Origin of the sequence: Peribacillus sp. NPDC097675, assembly GCF_050277655.1 — a bacterium.
Taxonomy (GTDB): domain Bacteria; phylum Bacillota; class Bacilli; order Bacillales; family DSM-1321; genus Peribacillus.
In genome coordinates this window covers 105,939-129,309 of record NZ_JBNNSK010000002.1, presented here as the reverse complement: position 1 = coordinate 129,309, position 23,371 = coordinate 105,939, and the positions used below count along the sequence as shown (strand labels likewise).

The window sequence follows — 23,371 nt, the reverse complement described above, 5'->3', positions numbered from 1 at the left end:
AATATTTTTACGTTGAGTGAAAACGGTTTCAAAAATAATTATACATTTATAATTTCATAAGGGGGTTCAATATGTTTTCTAAAGGTAGAGGAATGGTCATTCTTTTCTTATTCTTAGCGGGTGTAATAAACTATTTAGATCGGTCTGCATTATCCATTGCAGCCCCATTCATTCAAGATGATTTAACTTTAACAGCAACTCAGATGGGGATTATCTTTAGTAGTTTTTCTGTTGGATATGCCATCTTTAACTTTCTTGGTGGAGTAGCATCTGATAAATACGGAGCAAAGCTAACACTTTTTGTGGCAATGATTGTTTGGTCCCTATTCAGCGGTGCACTTGTATTGGCTGTAGGGTTTGTAAGTATGATTATTATTCGTATTATGTTTGGGATGGGAGAAGGGCCTCTCTCATCTACAATCAATAAAATGGTGAATAACTGGTTTCCACCCAACCAGAGGGCCTCGGTTGTTGGTCTGACGAATAGTGGGACCCCACTTGGAGGTGCGATTGCGGGACCAATAGTTGGTTTTATAGCCATCTCATATGGATGGAGAGTTTCATTTATAGCTATCATGGTGATTGGTCTTATATGGTCTATTTGTTGGTGGAAATTTGCCAAGGAAAAACCAAAAGAATCAGTTGATGAAGAAAATACAGGAAAACCATATGTAGCGGCAACAACGGAAGGGAAATTGAAATTTACCTTCTATTTAAAGCAAAAAACAGTATTATTTACAGCTCTTGCATTTTTCTCTTATAACTATATTTTGTTTTTTTTCTTAACATGGTTCCCAAGCTATTTGGTCGATGCACGCGGATTAAGTGTAGAAAATATGAGTATCATAACAGTGATACCGTGGATCTTCGGATTTATTGGACTTGCATTAGGAGGATTTATATCGGATTATTTCTATAAAAAGTTTGCTAAAAAAGGGGTTTTATTCTCACGTAAGCTTGTGCTTGTTTCATGCCTATTCCTGTCGGCGGTTTGTATCGGATTTGCGGGATTAGTATCGACTACATTGAGTGCTGTTACACTGGTAGCACTTTCAGTGTTCTTCCTGTATTTGACAGGAGCTATTTATTGGGCGATTATAAATGATGTTGTAGACCCAGATAATGTTGGATCAGTTGGTGGATTCATGCATTTCCTAGCTAACACAGCTGGAATCATCGGGCCAACTTTAACAGGTTACATTGTTGATACATCTGGAACATACACCGTTGCATTCTTGCTTGCAGGCGGGTTAGCTGTTGTTGCATCGCTAGCAGTCATTCGCTTTGTACGCCCGATTGTAAAACCTGCGTTATAGATTGGTAGCTTAGAAGTGTCTCCCATTGGCATTTTAAATGAGGACACTTCTAATTAGTAATCTTGCAAATATATCTTGGCTTTAATGGATTCTATTTTTATTTAGAAATATGATTACCCGATGCCGATAGCTTCTTAAAAAACTCTACTGAAGTGAGGAATATTGCGAAAATATATCATAATGTGGAGCACAATTGTTAAGGAAGGCTTGCGGAAGCCGACTTCATTTTTTGTCACTTATCTAGTAATAAGGAAATTTTATAGTTCTTCCTGTTGAGTAGTCAAACAGGCTTAAGACGGAGACATACTCTGTCGTACATATAAAGCATAAAAAAGGAGTGTCATTTAATGAAAAGTATTGTATGTGAGCAACCTTATCAATTTAAAATGATGGAGGCTGAAAAACCTGTTCCAAAGCTTGGAGAGGCTTTAATTCGTGTACGACGTATTGGAATATGTGGAACGGATATTCATGCTTACCAGGGAAATCAACCGTTTTTTACCTATCCGCGTATACTGGGTCATGAACTTTCTGGATATATCGAATTCCTTCCGGAAAAAGTTTCCGGACTAAAGGTTGGCGATCAAGTTTCAGTCATACCGTATATGGAGTGTGGAGAATGTATTGCGTGTAAAAGTGGAAAAACGAACTGTTGTACGGATATGAAAGTGTTGGGGGTACATAAAGAAGGAGGAATGCAGGAATGGGTTGTGGTTCCTTACGATCATTTAGTAAAAACGGAAGGCCTTACTCTTGATCAATCAGCTATGATTGAACCATTAAGTATAGGCGCTCATGCAGTAAGAAGAGCTGCTATTAAAGAAGGAGAATTTGTACTCGTTATTGGTGCAGGACCAATCGGCTTAGGGGTCATGGCTTTCGCTAAAGAAAAAGGTGCGACTGTAATTGCAATGGATGTAAACGATGAGCGTCTAACGTTCGCTAGTAAATGGGCAAACGTTGATTTTCAGGTGAATGCTACGAAGCAACCGATGGAGAGATTAACCGAGTTGACTAATGGAGAAATGCCCACAGTCGTATTTGATGCAACAGGTAACGCAAATTCGATGATGGAATCTTTTAAATACCCTGCACATGGAGGGAAATTGATATTTGTAGGCTTAGTTAAGTCTAATATCACCTTCAATAATCCAGACTTTCATAGTAAAGAGCTTACATTAATGGGGAGTCGGAATGCAACTCGAGAAGATTTTAATTATGTAGTGGATACGCTGAATAAGGGTACAATAGATTTAAGTCTGTATATTTCACATCGTACTAGTCTTGTTGAATTGATTCCTCAGTTTGAAAAGTGGCTAACCCCTGACGCTAAAGTCATAAAGGCTATTGTTGAGATTGACTGAAAGTATCAGTCCAACTTAGGATGAGATTACGTTATTTTATTGAAGAGATTCATATGTTTAAGAAAGCCTACAAGATCTCTTAAGATCTTGTAGGCTTTCTCATTAGTTATATCTAAGTTTTTTCTTCGATTTTAAAGAAATTAGGCTAGAAGAAATCGTAATGACGAAGAGTACAATAACAATAATGAATACTGTATAGTACGAACCTGTTGAATCGAAAATGTAACTGAATAATGTAGTACCAAATGCTACGCCTAAGGTAGAGGCTGACATGATTGTTGTATAAATGGATGCGTAATCTCTCCCGCCGAATACTTCACGGATTACGATTGGAGGAAGTAATGTAGATCCTGAGAAGCCTATACCAAATAGTAAGGCACCAGTATAAAGCATACCTATTCCGAATGAATCGGAAATAAGTAAAGCGACTACACCTAGCATACCGCCCCCAATTCCAATGAATAGAGCTGCTTTAACTCCCAATTTATCGTTAATGGCACCAAGCAGGAATTTTCCACCTGTTTGACCAATCGTCACACAAGTTACACCTGTAGCCGCCATTGCTGCTGTGAACCCAACGGACTGTACAAAGTTTGGTACATGGAAGCTAACTGTCGAAGCCAATCCGAAAAGCCCCGTGAATAATACAACCAAATAGAATGCAGGAGATTTCAAAGCTACGCCTTTCAAGACACCAGATTCAGGTTTTTGTTGCATAGTGGCAGTTTTATCATCGACTTCATCTGCACCATAAGCAGTCATATTTAGTTGTTCTGGCTTTGAACGAATAACGAATAGAGAGAAGGGTATGATCAAAATGGCTACGATAACACCTAATACCATATAGGTTGAGCGCCAGCCAATTGACTCAATTAAGCCACCGGTAATTTGAGCGAAAATAGCTCCACCAATTCCCATGAAAGCCATAGCGATACCTAAAGAGGTACCAGCTTTTGCTTTAAACCATTTGTTCATAATTAAAGGAATTGAACCGTAAATTAAGAAGGTACTCCCAATCCCTAATGCAATTCCTGAAATATAAAATGGGAAAACGGAATGATAAGTACCCATAAGCAACGGTGCTTGTTTCTCCACCTTTATGAGGTGACATCAATTAGAAAATGTGTCACTTGCAGCTAAGGAGCTTTCAATTTCGCAACCGGCCTTAAGCAAGGCGATTACTAATCTCGAATCGGAACTTGAAATGGATTTGTTTTTCCGTAGTGGTAAGCGGATTTCATTAAATGAAAATGGCAAATTTTTATTTAAACGAGCTGAGCGCATTTTCTCAGAAGTTCATCATTTAGAGCGTGGATTAGAGGAAAGACGAGGTGAAGGAAGTGGGAACTTGTCGATTGTAACAACACTTCCTTATACATTTACAAATATCATTGACCAATTTTTTAATGAATATCCAAATGTGAAATACCAGCAAGTGCCATTATCGAAAGAGAACTTACAACAATTTACCGAAAACGGGAAATTCGATGTGTGTATTACCACGGAGGAAATTCATCATCCGAATGTCGAATGGGTACCATTATTTGAAGAGGAAATTTTTTTAACCGTACCAAAGTCATACAAAGAAACAACAACAGGAACAATTGACTTATTGGAATTTAATCACCTACGATTTATTGGTTTAACAAAACAGTATTGTTTTCGTCAATTTACAGACCAATATTGTAAATCAATAGGATATACACCGATTTATCAAGTAGAAGTAGAAGAAGCGACAACTATTTTAAAACTTGTTAAAAATGGACGTGGAGCAGCCTTTACTCCTGAAACAGCTATTAATTTATATGATAGTAAACTAAAGCACTTAAAAATTGAAAATGAAAAATTCACGAGGACGATTGGCTTATTAAAGCATCGTTATTTATTCCCAACAAAAATTTCAGAGGCCTTTGTAGCCCATTGCCATCATTACTTTAAGGAGTATAAAAAAGATTAAAGGGGATTAGAGTTTGAAATGCGGATTCATTATAACGGAGTTTGTCGAGAAGGTAGCGCTTCAATAAAAGAGAAGACTAGATACACTGTACCCAGTCTTACATTCTAAAAATCAAGATGAATGGAAGTAGCACATGTTCAATTTTAATAGTTCCACTCGAGTATCAAAGCGGTAAAACCTGTTTTGGTCGATCCATTTTCCATTCTTCTACTGATGGCAAAATATCACTAAATTGTGTTTCCCAATACTCGAAGGTCTCCCACTTCTTAGGACGCAAAGGTTTCTCTTTATGCCAAGGACGTGGTTCCATAATATTTAGCTGTGGGATATATTTATCCATATCTGTATATAATTCAATTACATGTTTATCAGGATCCAAATGATATGAGGCAATATTATGTCCAGCCGTATGCCGACTAGGTCCCCAAATAGTAGGTATGTTATGTCGCATAAGAATGTCGGAGCTAGAATATTGATGCCCTGGATTTCGTAATTGAAAAGCAATATGATGCATATAAGACTTTTTACCTTGTATGATATTCAAGGTATGATGGTCTTCATTACAAGTTAGAAAATTTGCTACATCTAAAATTTGATCTGTCTTGTGAAATCCAAGGATTTGATGATAAAAGTCGACGTTCTTAGGAGCATCTTTGACACTAATAGATAGGTGGCCTAATTTATTCGGGATAATTCCAACTTCACTATAACCTGGTGAACTATATTCCATTTCATGATAGAGAAAAATCTTATTACCATCTGGATCTTGTAACTCGAGTTGTTCAACTACTCCAGGTTGTTTATCATGTATAAGTTCGCTAAAAATACCTTCTTCTCTTAAAAGACGCTGCGCATCTTTTAATTCCATTTGTGCATGGACCTGCCAACCTATCCCTTCCATGAAGCTGTGTTGGCTAGGATGTATGACAATATGATGATGCTCGAAACCATTGCTGATATAGACCGTCCCATTTCCCGCCTGTTCAACGACTTTGCATCCCAGTACGTTTGTATAATAACTGACCATCGCTTCAACATTCTTTGAGAAGAACGTTACATAGCCTAGCCGGAAAACTGGAATCATGAAATCCCTCCTTTTATTTTACAGGTATTGCATGTGAAATTATATTTTCTTGCACGCCTAAGTCCATGACATTGTCTGTGCTTTTGATGGAAAGACGTAAAATATCGCCATCTTCTAAATAGCCATTGTCTTTTTGCGTATCGATAAAATAAGAGATTTTATCTTCATGAGGGATTGTGTTATCAAAAATATTTTGGATGATGTTTGCATTTAAACGTAAGCATACGCCACCGGGTGTTCCTGTAAGCACGAGGTCTCCTGTTTTCAAATTGTAGATTTCGGACATTTCACTTAACGTTTCTGTTGGTTTGAAGAGTAATTGATCAGTGATTACATGTTGGCGCGTTTCACCGTTTACTTCTAAGTGCAGAACAAGTTGATCTAGATATTGAATCTCATTTTCTTCTAATAAATAAATGTAAGGTCCTACCGGACAAAATCCTCGATAGCTTTTTCCTTTGAACCATTGTTGCTCTACAATTTGCACGTCTCGCGCAGACATATCATTAGCGATAACAAGGCCAGCGATGTAGTCTTTCAGATTTTTTTCTGTAATGGTAGTTTGTTCGGTGATGTCTTTATTCATGATTAGACCAAGTTCAATTTCATAGTCCAATAGTTTTACATGTGCAGGACAGATTATATCAGCAGTTGCAGATGTTAATGTGCTAGATGCTTTTGTGAACAGTAAATTGTATGGAGGTTTTTGTTTTGTAAAGCCTGCTTCTTCGCGATGCAAGCCATAGTTGGTTCCTTGGCAAAAGATATTGGCATCTTCAGTTACTGGTGAAAGCAATGTGATTGCTTCATGTGCAACAATTTTTCCATGTGTTTTTGCATTCTGAATTGCGTCATAACCATTAGTTAATAGTATATTTAGTGTTTGTGCCTCATGCTCAATAATTCGAATGACTTCTTCTAAAACACCCCAATGTATTTGAGATCCATATTCAAAACGTAATAATTTGATGCCCATAGTAATATCCTCCTTAAAGTTATTAAACTTATTGTAATGGGTAAGCTTTATAGAGAACTAGTGTGATTCTTATTGAAATCTTGAATGAGTTAAATAAAAATAATGAATCTGTTCTAGGAAGGTTTAAATACTTAGAGGTTATTTTTATTAAATGACGTCTGTTGAATTAGATGGCTCGTATTCTGTATGGACGGATCCTTTTTTAGAGAGTGATGTAATTACCACCCAAATAATGGATAGTGCCAATAAACCAATGGCTGCAAGAAATAGTGTAGAACGACCACCTTCTTGCCCGAATGAATCTAAAGTCAATTGATACATGAAAGGGCTAATGATAGCGCCAAGTCCTTGTGCGGCAGCTGCAAATCCAACGAAAGAGATGCCCTTTGCTATATTTGAAAGATCCGAAACGCGTGATAAGACTCCAGGAATCACGATTCCTAAGCCCATACCTCCAACTAAACTAGCGATGAATATGAATGTTAAGTCTTTAGCATAGAAACACCACAAGATTCCAGCTGCAGTCAATATAATGCCAAATGGAATATTGAAGTTTGGCCAAAGTTGACGAAGTCGTCCGAAGAAGAAGCCTACTAATAATGTACCTAGTGTGAATAATGAAATGGCAAGACCTGCTTCTGTTGCACTACCTAGTTTTTCGGATTGAATAATGATAGAAATGTTCGTCACATAGCCGAATACCAAGGCTGTATAAAAAACTTGTCCCAGAGTAAAGCCATAAACTGTTTTAGAAGCTGAAAATAGAACTTCTTTAAGAGAGGCATTCTCCACTTGAAGCCTTTTGGGCTCTGGTAAATATAAGAATGTAATCGCCAAAATCCATATAGGAAAAAGGTAGACTAAGAATCCGAATTGCCAGTTGTAGGCATCAGCCAGCATACCACCAGCCACTTGAAAGAATACAGCGCCAATACAAGCAACAGTGGATGTGCCGAGACCAATTAGAGTATCTCTTTCACGACCATTAAAGAAGCTCGATATAATATCAATGGATAATGGTAATGTAATACCGACACCAAGGCCCAATAAACCGCGGAATGCAATGATTACAAATAGGTTATCAATGAAGAATGGCATAATTCCCCCAATAATAAACAAGAGGAGTCCGGTAAAAAGAAGGGTCCTTTTTGTAAACGCATTCGCTAATTTCCCATAGAACAAGGAAGGGAAAATCTGAAAAAAACCAGGTATTGTAGCAATGAGCATCACGACGGAAGGGGGGAATTCAGGAAAGGCTTTGATAAGATCTGCCATAATGGAACCTGCTACACCTGCGGCAACATCCTGGAAAGCGATTAGAACGATCAAAAATTTTAAAAAAGTAACGCTTTTTGTCTTTGCCATAAATAAAGACCCCCAATTTTTTTATTCGTTTTTAAATAAATGCAAATGCCGTGCAATGGCTTAGATAGTGAATGTGACTCCCTTCTTAATAGTTACTCAAGATGATAGCATAGAATCTTACATTCAAAATCAATGTATTTTAATCAAAAGTAGAGCCATTTTACGATAAAACCACTTATTAGTTCAGAATAATTAAAAAATTAAGGTGCCTTTTTTTTATAAAATTAGAATTTTTAATGCCGGAAGTAATTTGATTTAATCTTGAATTCAATAAAATATATTTGTTTTATGTCAATCCAATTCAATTTTCCCTAAGATAATAAGGGATTTCAAAAGTAGCATAAGTTCAAATGAATGAGTCGAACTTCTTAAATCTTTATTGAGCATTTCCTCAATTTTTTGTATTCGATAGACCAACCCACTCATGGATAAATTTAAATCAAGCATAGTCTGTTGTAAGTTACCGTTGTTGTTTAAAAATGCATAGAGCGTCTTTAAAAATTCATCCTTTTTGTGTGCTTTTAATGCAAGAATAGGTGAGAGTTCTTTTTCCGCAAGTTGGATAATGGTATTCATATTGACGGGATTAATAATTGACCCCATAATACTCGTATTTTCAAAGTAAATAAGGTTAGTTTTTTTATCGATATTTAATGATGTCATTGCCTGTTGATTTGCTTCAGGTATATCTTCGATGTTATGAAGGGAACGACTTAAACCAACACGAAATTCATAACTTTTAAATGTTCGATGTAAATGTTTTAAAATATTGGTTAAAAGTTCATGGGTCTTTTCTTTTTTTGGAAACAAAAAAGTGATTTCTTGTTGAAACTCCGTAATAAAAATTTGAACTTGGTGCATTTCCAAATAGGTTGTAAAGGATTGAATAATTTTGTTCATCAAGGTGGAATCCTTAATGATGATTCCTTTTTTTGTAATGCGCAAATTTCCTATATAGAAGTCTTCATTCAAATCAATTTGTAACATATAACTCCGAGATATCATGTTACTTTTCGATATATATTGCTTCTGTAAAAGTTGCTCAAAGAAGTAAGCCTTTATATTTTCTATAGCTTCTAAGCTTGATTTTTCATTTAAATAACATAAGGCGATGGCAGTAGCTGATCGTTGTAGAAAATTCATTTCATCCTTTCGCGGTCCTTCTTCACATGAGTAAAGAAAAGAAATATACCCAATGATTTGTTTTTGGACCGTTATGGGACTGATTAAACGAATGTGTTCTGTGCAATCAATTTGAATTGAATGCAAAGGCTCAATATGTTTCATTAAAATCTTCCCAGATTTAGTCTGTGGCATTTGATTAGCAAAATCAGTAGCTACAGCATCCAATTCTGGTTCGGTAATACCAATGGAATGGAGTGTATTAAAATTTAAATCTTGAATAATAACAGGAACATTTATATTTTCATGGATGGTCTCTAATATTTGTTCAATCGTCATTCCCTGAGAAATACCAATTGTTAAGTCGTTATGGAAAGTGGAAACTTTTTCAGTTTGTTTTTTTTCGAGAAAAAGTTGTTCGTAAGTTTGATTCAACACATCAATCATTGGAGCTTGATGTGTTTTTTGTAATTCTTCCTTCGTTTTTTCATCCCAATGTTCTATCATTCTCATTTCAAAAGCACAGTCATCATCTCCTTTAGCTCTGCAAGTAATTTCAACTATATAAATCTCTCTCTTTGTTAAATAGGAAGTATAACCACTTGCATATCCTGCTAAGGTATGACAAATACATGAATCACTTTTCCCAAAATGATTCGTATGTTCATATATTTCATAAGAATTTATCCAGATTCCTTTTGCATACATATATTTAACCGTATCGTCAGGATTAAGTTCTAAAATTCTATCAGATATAACATCAGTAATCTGGCCAGAATTTAAATGATAACCAGAGGCGCAATCTAATTTTTCACGTAAACTAAGTGGTCTCTGTTCCACTTCCTTTGCATGAACCACACCGATATTCCAGCCATATCGCCTTAAAAAAACTTTAGCATATTCCAAGCCGAGATATTCAATCAATTCTTTGCGCAGTAGACCGAATGTACCTGATGTTGAAAATAATTCTTTATCGACATATCCTGAATTCGCCATCATAGAATCCTCCCCTTAAGTGTACGGATCTATTTTTATAAAAAAAATAAAGCGCTTACAGAAAACATTCTAGCAGAAATAAATGGAAAATGTAAACTTTGTAGGAATTATAACCCATTCAAGTTTTGCCAATCATGATAAATGGCTAATTACCTAGGTGAATTTGCAACTGAAAATGGAGGAAGAGTCTTTATATGATGTGAAGAATATCTGTTTTTAATCTCGCTAAAGAAGTGCTTTTTAAATAAAATTAAATAGTTTTTGTTAGAATTCATCTTGAAAATTCAAGACATTTCACTAAACTTTATTAGCTAGCAGTTTGATATATTAGATACAAATTAAACAAAGGAGTTGGATATATGACAATCACCTTGAATGAAAAAGAATTAGAAACGATTCATCACGCAAAGCAAATAGCTAACGATATTCGCGATCGAGTAAAGGAAACTGAAACTCTCCGTCGCATCCCAAATTCTACAATCCAACAATTAAAAGATCATGGTATCTTCAAGATGCTACGACCAGCCAGATATGGTGGGTTAGAAGTTAGTATCCAAACCTATAGCCAAGTTATTTTAGAAATTTCGAAAGCATGTGCTTCTACCGGTTGGGTTGCTTCTTTATGTGCCATTCGTGAAATGATGGTAGCTGAATCCTTCAGTGAAAAAACACATTTGGAAATCTTTAGTGGGGATCCGGATGACGTGTTATTTGCAGGAGTATATGAGCCCCGTTCATGTACTGTTAAGAAAGTTGAAGGCGGTTACATAGTTGAGGAAGGGCATTGGATGTTCTGTTCGGGCTCACTGCATGCTACTTGGGGTTACTTCGGCATGTATTTAAAAGATGAACACGGAAATATTCAAGAGCAACTTTTGATGACATTACCATTCGAAGAGTTAGAAATTGAAGATGATTGGTTCACTCTTGGATTACGTGGTACGGGCAGTAATGCGGTTCATATGAAGAATGTATTTATACCGGAACATCGGTGTACATCTTTTGTCAATGTATTGGATGGCCATTTCCAATCGGAGCATCTTCGAGATATTCCACTATATAGTTCGGCATTATTCCCTTGTCTAATATTATCTTTGGCATTACCAGGATTAGGTGTGATGCAAGAAATGCTACGTTTGTTCCATCAAAGTTTACCTTATCGTACCGCGCAACATATGGGCGTCAAAATGATTAAGGATGCAGCAAGTACTCATAGCATCCTTGCCGAAGCAACATTAAAAGTAGAAACTGCCGAAATTTATTTAATGAATATAGCAAAGAGCATTGATGAATGGGCGAATAAGCTAACAATCATACCAAAATCAGAACGTCTAAAGATACTTGCCGATATCGGTTATAGTAATAGTCTATTGAACGAAGCGATGCAAGAACTTCTATCCATCGGTGGATCAGGGTTTGTATATGATGGCAATCCGATGCAACGTTTAATTCGCGATTTCATTACTTTGCATTCACATCGTTCATTGTCGCCAGTAATCACTCTTGAGAATTTTGGTCGTCACTTATCTGGATTAGAACCAAATCAAGTCCGCTATTAAATTTATCTTTTGAAAAATAGAGGAGACGATATCGGTTAGTGAATGGTTTTCATTTTTCTAACATGAAAACCGTAAGGGGGGTTTAGGTGTGAAACCACAAATTGCAAAGTTAGGTTATGTAGCTTTAGAGTCTTCAGACATCGAAAAGTCGGTTACCTTTTTCCAAGATGTTATTGGACTAGAGTTAACAGAAAAAGTACAAGATACGTATTATTTTAGAGCTTGGGGCGATTTTCAACATCATACTTTATCAATTTCACCAGGGAAGATAGGAAAAGTGACATACATCGCCTTACGCACAAAAAGTTCAGAAGATTTGTACTTATTCAAAGAACAACTAGAAACGAAAGGTTATAGCATAGAACATGTAGCAGCGGGAACGACTCCAGGAATTGGAGAGGCCTTTCAATTTGATGCACCATCAGGTCACAGGCTAGAGCTATATTATGATGTTGAAAAAGGAGAAGTAGACGATCATCGGCGATCTGTCTTGAAAAATCAGACATATAAGTCTTGGGCAAAGGGGGCTTCTCCTCGTCGTCTTGATCACGTGAATATCCATACATGTGCCCCAGGAAATAGCGCCTTCGATTTCTTTGTTGACGAATTAGGATTCCGTATCAATGAGTGCATTGAAACAGTAGAAGGTAAACTGTTAGCTGGATGGATGAGCGTGACACCTCTAGTACATGACGTTGCACTTGTAGCACATGATTCATTGGAAACGAAAGCCCGCTTCCATCATATCTCTTATTGGTTAGATAGTTCAGGAGATTTGATGAGAGCGGCAGATATATTGAAAGAAAATGGACTTCAATTCATTGGTCCCGGAAAACACAGTGTTTCACAAGCTATTTACTTATATGTCATTGACCCTGGAAGTGGATGTCGGGTGGAGCTATTCACAGGAGGCTATCTGATCTTCGAACCAGACTGGGAAACGGTTGTTTGGCGACCTGAGGAAAGGGCATTTGGTAACACGTATTGGGGAGACAGTATTACGGGAAATGCACTTATAGTACCAACGATAGAAGCTTAAAGGAGGAATGAAGTGTGACAATGACAAGGGAAGAAAATTTAATTACTTCGAAGCACATTAATACCGGGGAATATACGACTTGGATGAATGAAACGGGCAAAAAAAATAATGAAACCATCCTTTTTTTACACGGTTCAGGTCCGGGCGTAACGTCCATTGCGAATTGGAGCTATGCTTTAGCGGATTGTGCTGATACATTCCACTGCCTGGCACCAGACTTATATGGGTTTGCTAAAAGTGACCATCCAGCAGAGCCGTTGAAAAATCGTCAAGCTTGGATGGACTGCTGGATTGAGCAAGTAATGGAAATTCTTGATTACTATGAATTAGAAAAAGTTCATCTAGTCGGGAATTCTCTTGGTTGTTCTATAGCGCTAGAGCTATTGTTAGAATACCCCGAGCGGTTTGACCGTATTGTTTTAATGGGACCTGGTGGTACACCTAATACCAAATTAAGCCTAGAATTAACCCGTGCTAAGTCATTTTACGATAGCCCTTCCAAAAAAAGGTTGCAGCAAATCATGGGATGGTTTGTATACGATAAAGAAATGATGCAGCCAGTTATAGATGGCTTGACAGATGATCGGTTTGAAAATGCGATGCGTGAAGAGGTACGTCGTTCTAATAATTCCATTTTTTCAACGGCAGCTGTACCCATTCCAACAGTGGCACTAGGTCGCATTAAGAATCCCATTCTTCTTGTTCATGGTAGAGATGATAAGGTGTGTTCGATTGAGTCTAGCTATTATTTAATGGAATTTCTTGATGATGCGCAATTACATGTTTTCAGTCAATGTGGACACTGGACGCAAATCGAAAAGAAAGAACAATTCAATCACCTTATACAAGAATTCTTTAATGGGCATTTATAACCTCTTATTTATAGGCTTACAAATGGATAATAGGAGTGAAAATGAATGTCGGAAATAACGGATATCGTGGTTATTGGAGCGGGAAACGCTGCATTATGTGCAGCCATTGCAGCAGCTGAAAAAGGGGTAACTGTCACGATTTTAGAAATATCATCCGAAGAAGAAAAAGGCGGTAACACAGCCTATACACATGGCTCCATCCGATTCGCGTATGAAAATGGTGAACAAGTCCGATCTCTATTACCGGACATGACGGATGAGGAGTTTAATACAATAGACTTTGGTACTTATACGAAAGAGCAGTTTTTTGATGACCTTGCCGTTATGTCGAACTATCGAACGGATTATGATTTGGCTTCGATCATGACAAAAATGAGTTATGATACCGTTCGTTGGCTCACTGAACATCATGTTAACTGGATCCCAATATACGGTAGGCAGGCTTATAAAACGGAAAATAAGTTTATTTTTTGGGGAGGAATGGTCATTGAGGCCGTCGGTGGAGGAAAAGGGTTGGTCGACGCTCTCCACCGAGAAGCATTACGAATGGGTGTGAAAATTCACTATGATACAGCGGCAATCGATCTTGTAACTGCAAACCGTACAATTGAAGGAGTTATAGTGCGCAACGGTGACCAAGAACGGATAATCTCCTGCAAAGCTGTCATCTTAGCATCCGGTGGATTCCATGCAAATGTGGCGATGCGGACACAGTATTTAGGACCCGGATGGGATACGGTTCATACAAGAGGTTGTAAATATAATGTCGGTGATGGTCTACGGATGGCAATGTCACTTGGAGCACGTACGACTGGTAATTGGTCAGGGGCACATGCGGTTTGTGGAGATCGATATCTTCAAGATTATAAAGAAGGTTTTCAAAAGTTGAGTTTTCCATTTGGCATTATGGTTAATCAACAAGGCCGTCGTTTTTTTGATGAAGGGGAAAATTTCCGTAATTATATTTATGCGAAAGTCGGTAGAGAAATTTTAAAGCAACCGGGACAAGTTGCATGGCAAATCTTTGATGCAAAGGTGAAACCTTTTATCCGAGAGGAATACAATGGTCGCCATATTACCAAAGTAACGGCCAACACATTAGAAGAGTTAGCTGACAAACTGGATGGCATCAATAAAAAAGGATTTTTAAAAGAAGTGGAAGAATTCAACGAATCCGTTTCTAAAAGTGTGGCTTTCAATCCCAATGTACTAGATGGCAAGAATGCCATAGGATTGACCGTTCCAAAATCGAATTGGGCCAACACATTAGATGAAGGACCATTTGAGGCCTATGAAGTGGCTTGCGGAATCACTTTCACATACGGAGGTTTGAAAATCAATAAGCAGGCACAAGTGATACACAACGACTTTACTGCCATTGAGGGGTTATATGCAGCTGGTGAAATCGTAGGTGGGCTATATTATGATAACTATCCTGGTGGTGCCGGCTTGACTTCCGGAGCTGTATTTGGAAAAAGGGCTGGAGAACATGCTGGGCAATATATTCAAAGTTTAAAAAGGCAGAAGATTAAAAATACTTAGGGGGTAAGGATATGACGATCAAACAACATAAAGTTAAAACGGGTGCATTTGAAACGTATTTTCATGAGGGGGGTAAGGAACATGAAGAAACGGTCATTTTCATTCATGGTTCAGGTCCAGGAGCTAATGCAAAAGCCAACTGGCAATTTGTTTTAGAAGAATATGCACAAGATTTCCATGTCATTGCACCAGACTTAATTGGCTTCGGCGATACGGATCATCCCGAAATATACCCGGAAAATGGTGTGCAATGGATGTCGATCCGAGTTCAGCAAATTTTAGATTTGATGGATGCATTGCAAGTTAAAAAAGCCAATTTAATTGGGAATTCTCTTGGTGGCGTAGTATCTATGTATTTGAACATGCAGGCCCCGGAACGCTTTGGGAAAATCGTATTAATGGGAGCGGGGGTACTTTTAAAGGAGCCTACCCCAGAACTGATGAAACTATCTAGTTTCCATCTAGACCCAACAAAAGAAAATTTAAAGAACTTATTAAGCTGGTTTGTTCATGATTTGGATAGCATGAAAGATTTTGTAGATCAGGTAGTAGATGAACGTTTTGCAATGTTCCAACGTCCTGAAATTCTTCGTTCATATCGTGAAAACTTCACCAAGTCTTCGTTGACAGAAATGCTTATTCCGCAAACTGCACTTGAACGGATGGAAAATGAGTTTTTATTGATACATGGTTACTATGATCGCTTTGTACCATTACAAAGTAGTCTATATGCACTTGACCATTTGCCAAATGTGGAATTACGTGTCTTCAAAAAATGTGGACACTGGGTAATGATTGAACAACGAGAAGAATTTTTACATGAGACGAAGCATTTCTTTACCAAGGATAAAGTCCAAGTGAAAATTTAAATGATAAAAAGGAGGGATTACGATGAGTGAAACAATAGTGAATATGGAAAATGTCAGTGAGATGCTTATTGATAATGCACGATCACTACGAAAGGAATTACGCGACGCTACTCTAGAAATCGATCAATCGAGTACTCTACCTAAGAAAATCGTTGATTCAATTCGTGATAAAGGACTTTTGAAAATTCTGCTCCCGAAAATGTTCAAGGGGTATGAAACGGACATGCGCACGTACTTTGATGTTGTAACAGAAATTAGCCGTGGTAATGCTTCAGCTGGCTGGTTTGTTTCGCTAAGTAATATCCGGGATTACATGATATCGTATGCATTTGGTAGAAAAGCATTGCTGGATATTTTCGGACCCAATCATGATAAGGATGTTGTGTTAGCGGGAAATTTCAAACCCGTCCACATTGATATTGAAAAAGTAAATGGCGGGTACATGATTAAAGATGCTAAATGGCCATTTGTCTCCGGTTCACCATATGCGGATTGGTTTTACTTTGGGGCACCAATCGATGATGGCAATGGTGGAGTTGAGATGGCAATCCTAGTTATTCCAAAAGAAGATGCCACGGTTTTAGATGACTGGGACGTTGTGGGTCTTCGGGGATCTGGTAGTAACAGTGTCATTGTGAAGGATGTGTTCATTCCGGAACATCGTACGTCATTGGACCGCCTTGCACAGCAAGGTCATTATGTTATCGATGAACTTAAGGATAACCCGCTATATCGTACACCGTTTGTACCATCGTTAACGTTATCCATCGTGGCACCGGCTTTGGGAATTGCACTTGGTGGCTTCGATTTGCATATGGAGCGCGTGGCAAAAGCTGGAATCGGTAATACCTTCTACAACAAAATGGATGAAGCGGCAGTTACGCATCTGCAAATTTCTGAGATTGATATGAAACTGGAGTGTGCACGAATGTTACTTGAAGAAGCCATTGGGAATTTAGATGGCCATTCGACAAACGGGGAAATTTTCACACAGAAAGAAAGTATTCGGATAAAAGCGCAGTTTGGCTATGCTAATCAATTATGTAAGGAAGCATTTGATTTGATGTTAGCTGGGTCTGGTTCCATATTTGCCTATAACAACAATGTATTCCAAACATTTTATCGTGATTTCATCACCATGCATTTACATGGTTTCATTACACCGTCAAGTTTATTGGAGACATATGGCCGGGTTATGTGTGATTTAGAGGCAAACACATATTTTGCATAAAGTAGATAAGGGGGAAAGGTTATGAGTAAAGCAGAAATTTCAAAATTGGGTCATTTTGGGTTAGTAAGTACGGATTTAGAGAAGTCTCTTTGGTTCTTTAAAGAAGTGGTTGGATTAGAGGAAACGGATGAAGTGGATGGCGTTCATTATCTTCGAGCATGGGGTGACTTTGAGCACCATACATTGTCAATACGTGCAGGAGAGGAAGCTTACTTAGATCATATTGCCTGGCGTACAAAGCGTCGTGAAGATGTCGATATATTTGCTAACCAACTCGAAAATAGTGGTATAGCCATCGATTGGGTGGAAGAAGGTACTGAAAAAGGTCAAGGAAAGGCATTCCGTTTCAAACTACCAAGCAATCATACTTTTGAAATCTATTACGATATGGAAAAAACTTTAGCTTCACCAGAAACACGTTCTGTACTAAAAAACCAAACACATAAATCTTGGAACAAAGGTGTGTCCCCACGAAGAATTGACCATGTAAATCTATTAAGTTCTCTGCCTGCTAATGAATTAGTAGACTTCATGCAAGAGCACTTAGGTTTTAATCTCCGTGAATATGTAGAGGCTCCAGATGGTACGTATGTTGGAGCTTGGATGAGTGTCACTCCATTGGTCCATGACATTGCCTTTAGTTTCGATCCAAATTCAGCGTCAACACATGAAGTCCATCATATCGCTTACTGGTTAGATAATGCACAAGATTTATTGAGGGCGGCAGATATTTTAAAAGAAAATGGAATCTTCTTTAAAGGTCCTGGAAAGCATGGTATCTCACAAGCCATGTATATATATGCCATTGATCCTGGTAGTGGTGTGAGATTGGAGATTTTCACAAATGGCTATCTAATTTTTGAACCAGACTGGGAACCAATCCGTTGGACGGTTGATGAAATGGATATCGGTTTTACGTATTGGGGAGATCAAATGGATGCAAATACAGAAAATAATCCAACCATTAAAGCATAGAGGGGTTCGTTTATTCCGAGATACAATGGCGGAATTTTCGACCGGCGTGACCGTGATAACAACAAAGCATGAAGACAAGGCACACGGGATGACGGAGAATGCCTTCATATCCGTATCCCCTTAATCCCAAATGAGTTGTTATTTCCCTTGGTGAAAATGCTCGCTGTCTTAACAAAATTTATGAAAGTGGCCAATTTGGAGTCATCACTGCAAATTGTCGTTTAGGGGGAAACAATGAACATTCAAACAGCAAGCCAGGCATTACTAGATGCTGAAGAAAACAAGACACCTATTGAACCTTTTACATCCACTACTAAAATTTCGGTAGATGATGCATATCGTATTCAGCTGCTGCAGATCCAAAAGAAATTAGAAAATGCTAATTTAGTAGGCATGAAGATTGGTTTGACAAGTAAGGTCATGCAGGACATGTTTGGTGTTGATTCACCGGATTTTGGTCATATTCTGAACAATATGGTTTTCGAAAATAATAGTGTTGTATCCGTTTCCAATTTTATCAGTCCAAAAATAGAATTTGAAATCGCTTTCATATTAAAAGAAGATTTGCAAGGCCCCAACATTACAGCGGAGCAGGTTTTACAGGCAACGGAAGTGGTGGTGCCAGCAATTGAAATAATCGATAGCCGGATAAGAGACTGGAAATTCCGTTTTGAGGATACGGTTGCTGATAATGGTTCATCGGCTGGTGCCATATTAGGTGATGTACGTTCCCAACCAACAATGGATGAATTAGCAAATATTAAAATTACAGCGATGAAAAATGGTTCGGTTTTTGATGAAGGAATCAGCAATGCTGTCATGGAGAACCCAGCAAGGGCCGTGGCCTGGCTAGCGAACATGTTATCAGCTTATGACATTACATTAAAAGCAGGACAATTTATTCTCTCTGGTGCAATCACTGCAGCTGTACCGTTTGAATCGGGAGATGTATTCGAAATAGATTATGGCCCATACGGCCATATGAAGGTAACTTTTTCAGACTGAGGTGACGATATGGAGAAACTAAAAGTGGGAATTATTGGTTCTGGGAATATTGGAACAGATTTAATGTATAAAATTGAACGTTGCGATGCATTAGAAATGTCTGTCATGATCGGTATCGATAAAAATTCAGAAGGCTTAAAACGAGCTAGAGATCGAGGATATCATACGATTGATAATGGGATAGAAGGGTTGAAAAATCAGCTTGATCTCGTTGATATCGTTTTTGACGCAACAAGCGCCTACGCACATGCTGAAAATTACGAGGTAATCAAATCAGCCGGTAAAAAGATGATTGATTTAACACCGGCAGCAATCGGACCCTTCACAGTGCCACCCGTCAATTTAACGGAGCACTTTGATAAAGATAATGTCAACATGGTGACATGCGGTGGACAAGCTACAATTCCCATCGTACATGCCATCAATCGTGTAGTAGCTGTAGATTATGCTGAAATAGTTGCAACAGTTGCGAGCAAAAGTGCAGGTCCTGGCACCCGTGCCAACATTGATGAATTTACACGTACGACATCTCGTGCAATCGAAGTCGTAGGCGGTGCTAAAAAAGGTAAGGCCATTATCATTCTTAATCCTGCTGAGCCGCCAATCATTATGCGAGATACGGTTCATGCCCTTGTTTCAGAAAAGGGAAAGGAAGAGGAAATCATTAGCTCCATTTTAGCTATGGTCCAGGAAGTGCAGGAATACGTGCCAGGCTATCGTTTACGTGGAGAACCTGTTTTTGAAGATAATAAGATTTCTGTATTCTTAGAGGTTGAAGGGGCAGGAGATTTCTTTCCAGCATTCTCGGGGAATTTAGATATTATGACCGCAGCGGCCGCGCGTGTGGCTAATGAAATGGCGAAGACTATGTTGACTCAGGGAGGGGCGGTCTCATGAGGGATGTTCATGTGTTGGATGTATCATTACGGGATGGAAGTCATTCAATGAAACATGCTTTTACCGAGCGGCAAGTAAGAGATATTGCAAGAGGTTTGGATCAGGCTGGAGTGGAATATTTTGAGGTAGCTCATGGAGATGGGCTTGGCGGTTCTAGTTTACAATACGGTTTTTCCTTGGTAGATGAACTGAAACTCATTGAAGCGGCTGTCGATGAATGTCAGCAGGCAGAAGTAGCTGTACTTTTAATCCCAGGAATTGGTATTAAGGAAGATATAAAAGAGGCGGTTAAGGTCGGGGCAAAAATGGCTCGTATTGCAACGCATGTAACGGAAGCGAATATAGCTGCTCAACATATTGCCATGAGTAAGGAATTAGGGTTAAAAACGGCAGGCTTTCTAATGATGGCGCATATGGCACAAGTCGATGTCATTGTAGAACAGGCGAAATTGTTCGAGCAATACGGTGCAGACATCATTTACGTGACTGATTCAGCAGGTCATTTGTTACCAAATCAAGTGACGGAACGCATACAAGCTTTAAAGCAGCATGTGCACTGTGACATCGGCTTCCATGCACATAATAACATGTCTTTAGCAATGGCGAATTCACTAGCAGCTATTGAAGCAGGAGCTACATATATTGATGGCTCGCTCCGTGCGCTTGGGGCCGGAAGCGGCAATACACAAACAGAAGCATTGGTTGCTGTTTTAGATCGTCTCCATATTCAAACTGGTATTGATTTATACAAAATCATTGATACTGCAAATAATACTGTAGCCCCAATCTTACCTAGACCACAAGAGATCTCTGGTTCCAGCCTTATGATGGGTTATGCCGGTGTATATTCGAGCTTTTTACTTCACACAGAAAAAGCGGCAAAACAATTCCAGGTAGATGAACGAGATATTTTAGTAGAGCTAGGAAAACGTAAGGCAGTTGGCGGTCAGGAAGACTTGATTTATGAAGTAGCACAACAACTACAATATGCAAAGTAATTGCACTCTCATATCGTAAGAAAAGGAAGAGCTAAATACTCTTTCTTTTTTTACAATTTACTACATGATTTTATGAACTTTATCCGTTTTCCATGAAAGTTCACCTTAGTGAAAACTGGCTTAAATATCAGAAGGGAAGACAGGGAGGAACGATATTGAAATAGTGGGTGATTAACATAAAAAAATGTGGAAGCTACCGTGCAAAATTTGGAGATGGACCGATTTGGCATGAAGGATATGGTTTGATTTGGCTGGATGTTACGGCGAAGAAAATCATTACGTATAACCCGGAAACGGAACAAGAAAATGTATATGATGCACTTGGTTGGATCAAATCCATTGTGCCATCAGTGGATGGACAGTTTATTGGGATATATAAAGATGGTTTGTATTATTTGAATTTTGAAAAAGGTAGTAAAGTCCCTTTTGTCATACCAGACGGACTAAATGATATTCATTATTTGAATGATGGCAAGTGTGGACCGGATGGACAGATTTGGGTAGGCCTATCGGACGGTTTTTTTAAACGCTTCAAAGAATCTCCTTATACAGCATTGTCACATTACCCATTTGAAAACTCCAAGTTATTTAGTATTGATGCTGTGGGAAATATTTCTGTGAAGCTGGAAAATATAACATTTTCGAATGGTTTGGATTGGAGTCGCAAAACCAATAATTTTTATCATATTGACTCTTCTAAGCATCTGATTTTCCAATACCAGCTTAAAGAAAATGGTGAAATTCAATTTGAGAAAATCATCTATTCCTTTGAAATGGATGAAGGTTTCCCTGACGGTATGGCAATCGATGCAGATGGGAACCTATGGGTAGCTTTATATAAAGGTGGTACCATTGCAGCTCGCTTAAAGAAACCTACGAGAATTGTATGTATCAGTCCTAAAAAGATGGAGGTCATTCAAGAAATTGAACTGCCATTATCACACGTGACATCTTGCACAATCGGTGGTGAAAATCTAGATACCTTGTTTGTCACAACTGCCTATGAACCATTATCGGAAGACAAGATTAAGCGGGAGCCTCTTGCGGGATACTTATTGGCTATTCCGATTGAACAGCGAGGAGTGGCAAACTATAAGTTTATTACCAATGAGGATAAAGCGAAAATTCGGTAGTTCTTTATGGAAAATGGAGTGAATTTCAGATAAATGATTCGTAGTTTTCAATAAAAAAAGTTTGTAAAATGAAAGCAAAGCTAATCGAATTTTCATACAGGAAGGAAGAGGGTCATTGAAACCAGAAATTGCAAAGTTAGGACATGTTGCATTAGTTACGAGCGACTTAAATAAATCATTATTCTTTTTCAAAGAAGTGATCGGCTTGGAAGAAACTGAAGAGGTAAATGGTGTTCATTATCTACGTGCATATAGCGATTTTCAACATCACACATTAAGCCTTGAAGCTGGAAAGGAAGGCTATGTGAAACATATTGGCTGGCGTACAAAAACAGCAAATTGCGTTGAGAACTTCAAGGGAGTATTGGAAAAACACGAAGTGGCCTTTGAAGAATATCCAAAAGGGACGACAGTTGGAATTGGAGATTCAATCCGGTTTAAGATGCCGAGCGGCCATACATTTGAACTATATTATGATGTTGAAAAGCCGAAAGCAACAAACGGAAATGCATCGGTATTAAAAAATCAGGTATATCAATCATGGCGAAAGGGTATTTCACCTCGACGATTCGATCATGTGAATATTCATACGTCTACAGATGTAAACGCTTCATTCGAGTTTTTAATGGATGTTTTAGGCTTTAACATGCGTGAATATATGCGCGGTGATAATGGTATCTTAGCAGCTTGGTTAAGTGTTACATCATTGGTTCATGATGTTGCTTTACTAAAGAAAGATACATTACCAACTCCGGCACGTTTGCATCATATTTCATATTGGTTGGATGATTCTCAAGATATCTTACGAGCAGCGGATATTTTAAAAGAGAATGGATTACAATTTATCGGACCAGGAAAGCATGGTGCAACACAAGCTATCTATTTATATGTTATAGACCCAGGAAGTGGGTGTCGTGTGGAATTGTTTTCAGGTGGTTATCAAATTTTCGAACCGGACTGGGAGCCAATTGAGTGGACATTAGAGGAACGGTCTTCCTGCAATACGTATTGGGGCGACACTGTACAGGATAAGGAATTGAACAATTTAACTATTGAAGTTCGCTAAGGTAT

General features: G+C 38.3%; 21 protein-coding genes. 16 read left to right on the top strand and 5 right to left on the bottom strand.

Translation table 11 applies throughout. The features are described from left to right. Nucleotides 1-71 precede the first annotated feature (71 nt). Both ACQKL5_RS03875 and ACQKL5_RS03870 read left to right on the top strand, forming a co-directional pair. A complete protein-coding gene (locus tag ACQKL5_RS03875; RefSeq protein ID WP_427606714.1) occupies nt 72-1,316 on the top strand; it encodes an MFS transporter in 1,245 nt (414 codons plus the stop codon). 347 nt (nt 1,317-1,663) lie between these two features. Continuing rightward, complete coding sequence (locus ACQKL5_RS03870; protein WP_427606713.1) at nt 1,664-2,680, top strand: zinc-binding alcohol dehydrogenase family protein; 1,017 nt, start codon at nt 1,664-1,666, stop codon at nt 2,678-2,680. A 102-nt stretch (nt 2,681-2,782) separates the two neighbouring features. On the opposite strand, the gene ACQKL5_RS03865 is transcribed toward ACQKL5_RS03870, so the two are convergent. Next, entirely contained in the window at nt 2,783-3,751 is a 969-nt protein-coding gene (locus ACQKL5_RS03865; protein ID WP_427606712.1) for a CynX/NimT family MFS transporter, read from the bottom strand. Between the two features lie 52 nt (nt 3,752-3,803). Between ACQKL5_RS03865 and ACQKL5_RS03860 the strand changes: the two genes are divergently transcribed. After that, the gene (locus ACQKL5_RS03860) at nt 3,804-4,637 is read left to right on the top strand and encodes a LysR family transcriptional regulator (protein WP_427606711.1); all 834 of its coding nucleotides are present in this window, start codon (nt 3,804-3,806) and stop codon (nt 4,635-4,637) included. Between the two features lie 163 nt (nt 4,638-4,800). Here ACQKL5_RS03860 and ACQKL5_RS03855 read toward each other — a convergent pair whose 3' ends face one another. The 4 genes from ACQKL5_RS03855 to ACQKL5_RS03840 form a co-directional block, all read right to left on the bottom strand. Further along, the gene (locus ACQKL5_RS03855) at nt 4,801-5,721 is read right to left on the bottom strand and encodes a VOC family protein (RefSeq protein ID WP_427606710.1); all 921 of its coding nucleotides are present in this window, start codon (nt 5,719-5,721) and stop codon (nt 4,801-4,803) included. Nucleotides 5,722-5,734: 13 nt separating this feature from the next. Then, entirely contained in the window at nt 5,735-6,697 is a 963-nt protein-coding gene (locus ACQKL5_RS03850; RefSeq protein WP_427606709.1) for a fumarylacetoacetate hydrolase family protein, read from the bottom strand. 147 nt (nt 6,698-6,844) lie between these two features. Continuing rightward, nucleotides 6,845-8,062 (bottom strand): MFS transporter, encoded by a 1,218-nt coding sequence (locus ACQKL5_RS03845; RefSeq protein WP_427606708.1) that lies wholly within the window; start codon nt 8,060-8,062, stop codon nt 6,845-6,847. Nucleotides 8,063-8,353: 291 nt separating this feature from the next. Next, complete coding sequence (locus ACQKL5_RS03840) at nt 8,354-10,180, bottom strand: helix-turn-helix domain-containing protein (RefSeq protein WP_427606707.1); 1,827 nt, start codon at nt 10,178-10,180, stop codon at nt 8,354-8,356. A 359-nt stretch (nt 10,181-10,539) separates the two neighbouring features. Between ACQKL5_RS03840 and ACQKL5_RS03835 the strand changes: the two genes are divergently transcribed. The 13 genes from ACQKL5_RS03835 (at nt 10,540) to ACQKL5_RS03775 (ending at nt 23,366) form a co-directional block, all read left to right on the top strand. Continuing rightward, nucleotides 10,540-11,739, top strand: coding sequence for an acyl-CoA dehydrogenase family protein (locus tag ACQKL5_RS03835; protein ID WP_427606706.1), 1,200 nt, complete (start codon nt 10,540-10,542; stop codon nt 11,737-11,739). An 88-nt stretch (nt 11,740-11,827) separates the two neighbouring features. Further along, entirely contained in the window at nt 11,828-12,778 is a 951-nt protein-coding gene (locus tag ACQKL5_RS03830; protein WP_427606705.1) for a VOC family protein, read from the top strand. 20 nt (nt 12,779-12,798) lie between these two features. Next, nucleotides 12,799-13,650 carry an alpha/beta fold hydrolase gene (locus ACQKL5_RS03825; protein WP_427606980.1) on the top strand — a complete coding sequence of 284 codons (852 nt, stop codon included), beginning with the start codon at nt 12,799-12,801 and terminating at the stop codon, nt 13,648-13,650. 45 nt (nt 13,651-13,695) lie between these two features. Then, entirely contained in the window at nt 13,696-15,192 is a 1,497-nt protein-coding gene (gene tcuA / locus ACQKL5_RS03820) for an FAD-dependent tricarballylate dehydrogenase TcuA (protein ID WP_427606704.1), read from the top strand. 11 nt (nt 15,193-15,203) lie between these two features. Further along, nucleotides 15,204-16,061: an alpha/beta fold hydrolase gene (locus ACQKL5_RS03815; RefSeq protein WP_427606703.1), complete on the top strand. Its 858-nt coding sequence runs from the start codon at nt 15,204-15,206 to the stop codon at nt 16,059-16,061. 22 nt (nt 16,062-16,083) lie between these two features. Beyond that, nucleotides 16,084-17,292, top strand: coding sequence for an acyl-CoA dehydrogenase family protein (locus ACQKL5_RS03810; protein ID WP_427606702.1), 1,209 nt, complete (start codon nt 16,084-16,086; stop codon nt 17,290-17,292). A gap of 21 nt (nt 17,293-17,313) precedes the next feature. Then, complete coding sequence (locus tag ACQKL5_RS03805; RefSeq protein WP_427606701.1) at nt 17,314-18,267, top strand: VOC family protein; 954 nt, start codon at nt 17,314-17,316, stop codon at nt 18,265-18,267. Then, nucleotides 18,230-18,391 (top strand): hypothetical protein, encoded by a 162-nt coding sequence (locus ACQKL5_RS03800; RefSeq protein ID WP_427606700.1) that lies wholly within the window; start codon nt 18,230-18,232, stop codon nt 18,389-18,391. The genes ACQKL5_RS03805 and ACQKL5_RS03800 overlap by 38 nt, the downstream gene beginning before the upstream one ends. Nucleotides 18,392-18,501: 110 nt before the next feature. Further along, the gene (locus tag ACQKL5_RS03795; RefSeq protein ID WP_427606699.1) at nt 18,502-19,272 is read left to right on the top strand and encodes a 2-keto-4-pentenoate hydratase; all 771 of its coding nucleotides are present in this window, start codon (nt 18,502-18,504) and stop codon (nt 19,270-19,272) included. Nucleotides 19,273-19,281: 9 nt separating this feature from the next. Next, nucleotides 19,282-20,169: an acetaldehyde dehydrogenase (acetylating) gene (locus tag ACQKL5_RS03790; RefSeq protein ID WP_427606698.1), complete on the top strand. Its 888-nt coding sequence runs from the start codon at nt 19,282-19,284 to the stop codon at nt 20,167-20,169. Next, nucleotides 20,166-21,167 carry a 4-hydroxy-2-oxovalerate aldolase gene (gene dmpG / locus ACQKL5_RS03785; protein WP_427606697.1) on the top strand — a complete coding sequence of 334 codons (1,002 nt, stop codon included), beginning with the start codon at nt 20,166-20,168 and terminating at the stop codon, nt 21,165-21,167. The genes ACQKL5_RS03790 and dmpG overlap by 4 nt, the downstream gene beginning before the upstream one ends. A 167-nt stretch (nt 21,168-21,334) precedes the next feature. Further along, nucleotides 21,335-22,300 carry an SMP-30/gluconolactonase/LRE family protein gene (locus tag ACQKL5_RS03780; RefSeq protein ID WP_427606696.1) on the top strand — a complete coding sequence of 322 codons (966 nt, stop codon included), beginning with the start codon at nt 21,335-21,337 and terminating at the stop codon, nt 22,298-22,300. A gap of 115 nt (nt 22,301-22,415) precedes the next feature. Next, nucleotides 22,416-23,366, top strand: coding sequence for a VOC family protein (locus ACQKL5_RS03775; protein WP_427606695.1), 951 nt, complete (start codon nt 22,416-22,418; stop codon nt 23,364-23,366). Nucleotides 23,367-23,371: the final 5 nt, after the last annotated feature.

Bases quoted from the DNA above. Each gene is read 5' to 3' on its own strand.
- ACQKL5_RS03840 (WP_427606707.1), bottom strand. From the start codon at position 10,180: ATGGCGAATTCAGGATATGTCGATAAAGAATTATTTTCAACATCAGGT.
- ACQKL5_RS03825 (WP_427606980.1), top strand. From the start codon at position 12,799: ATGACAAGGGAAGAAAATTTAATTACTTCGAAGCACATTAATACCGGG.
- ACQKL5_RS03875 (WP_427606714.1), top strand. From the start codon at position 72: ATGTTTTCTAAAGGTAGAGGAATGGTCATTCTTTTCTTATTCTTAGCG.
- tcuA (WP_427606704.1), top strand. From the start codon at position 13,696: ATGTCGGAAATAACGGATATCGTGGTTATTGGAGCGGGAAACGCTGCA.
- ACQKL5_RS03845 (WP_427606708.1), bottom strand. From the start codon at position 8,062: ATGGCAAAGACAAAAAGCGTTACTTTTTTAAAATTTTTGATCGTTCTA.
- ACQKL5_RS03850 (WP_427606709.1), bottom strand. From the start codon at position 6,697: ATGGGCATCAAATTATTACGTTTTGAATATGGATCTCAAATACATTGG.
- dmpG (WP_427606697.1), top strand. From the start codon at position 20,166: ATGAGGGATGTTCATGTGTTGGATGTATCATTACGGGATGGAAGTCAT.
- ACQKL5_RS03810 (WP_427606702.1), top strand. From the start codon at position 16,084: ATGAGTGAAACAATAGTGAATATGGAAAATGTCAGTGAGATGCTTATT.
- ACQKL5_RS03790 (WP_427606698.1), top strand. From the start codon at position 19,282: ATGGAGAAACTAAAAGTGGGAATTATTGGTTCTGGGAATATTGGAACA.
- ACQKL5_RS03865 (WP_427606712.1), bottom strand. From the start codon at position 3,751: ATGGGTACTTATCATTCCGTTTTCCCATTTTATATTTCAGGAATTGCA.
- ACQKL5_RS03805 (WP_427606701.1), top strand. From the start codon at position 17,314: ATGAGTAAAGCAGAAATTTCAAAATTGGGTCATTTTGGGTTAGTAAGT.
- ACQKL5_RS03800 (WP_427606700.1), top strand. From the start codon at position 18,230: ATGCAAATACAGAAAATAATCCAACCATTAAAGCATAGAGGGGTTCGT.
- ACQKL5_RS03870 (WP_427606713.1), top strand. From the start codon at position 1,664: ATGAAAAGTATTGTATGTGAGCAACCTTATCAATTTAAAATGATGGAG.
- ACQKL5_RS03815 (WP_427606703.1), top strand. From the start codon at position 15,204: ATGACGATCAAACAACATAAAGTTAAAACGGGTGCATTTGAAACGTAT.
- ACQKL5_RS03795 (WP_427606699.1), top strand. From the start codon at position 18,502: ATGAACATTCAAACAGCAAGCCAGGCATTACTAGATGCTGAAGAAAAC.
- ACQKL5_RS03855 (WP_427606710.1), bottom strand. From the start codon at position 5,721: ATGATTCCAGTTTTCCGGCTAGGCTATGTAACGTTCTTCTCAAAGAAT.
- ACQKL5_RS03835 (WP_427606706.1), top strand. From the start codon at position 10,540: ATGACAATCACCTTGAATGAAAAAGAATTAGAAACGATTCATCACGCA.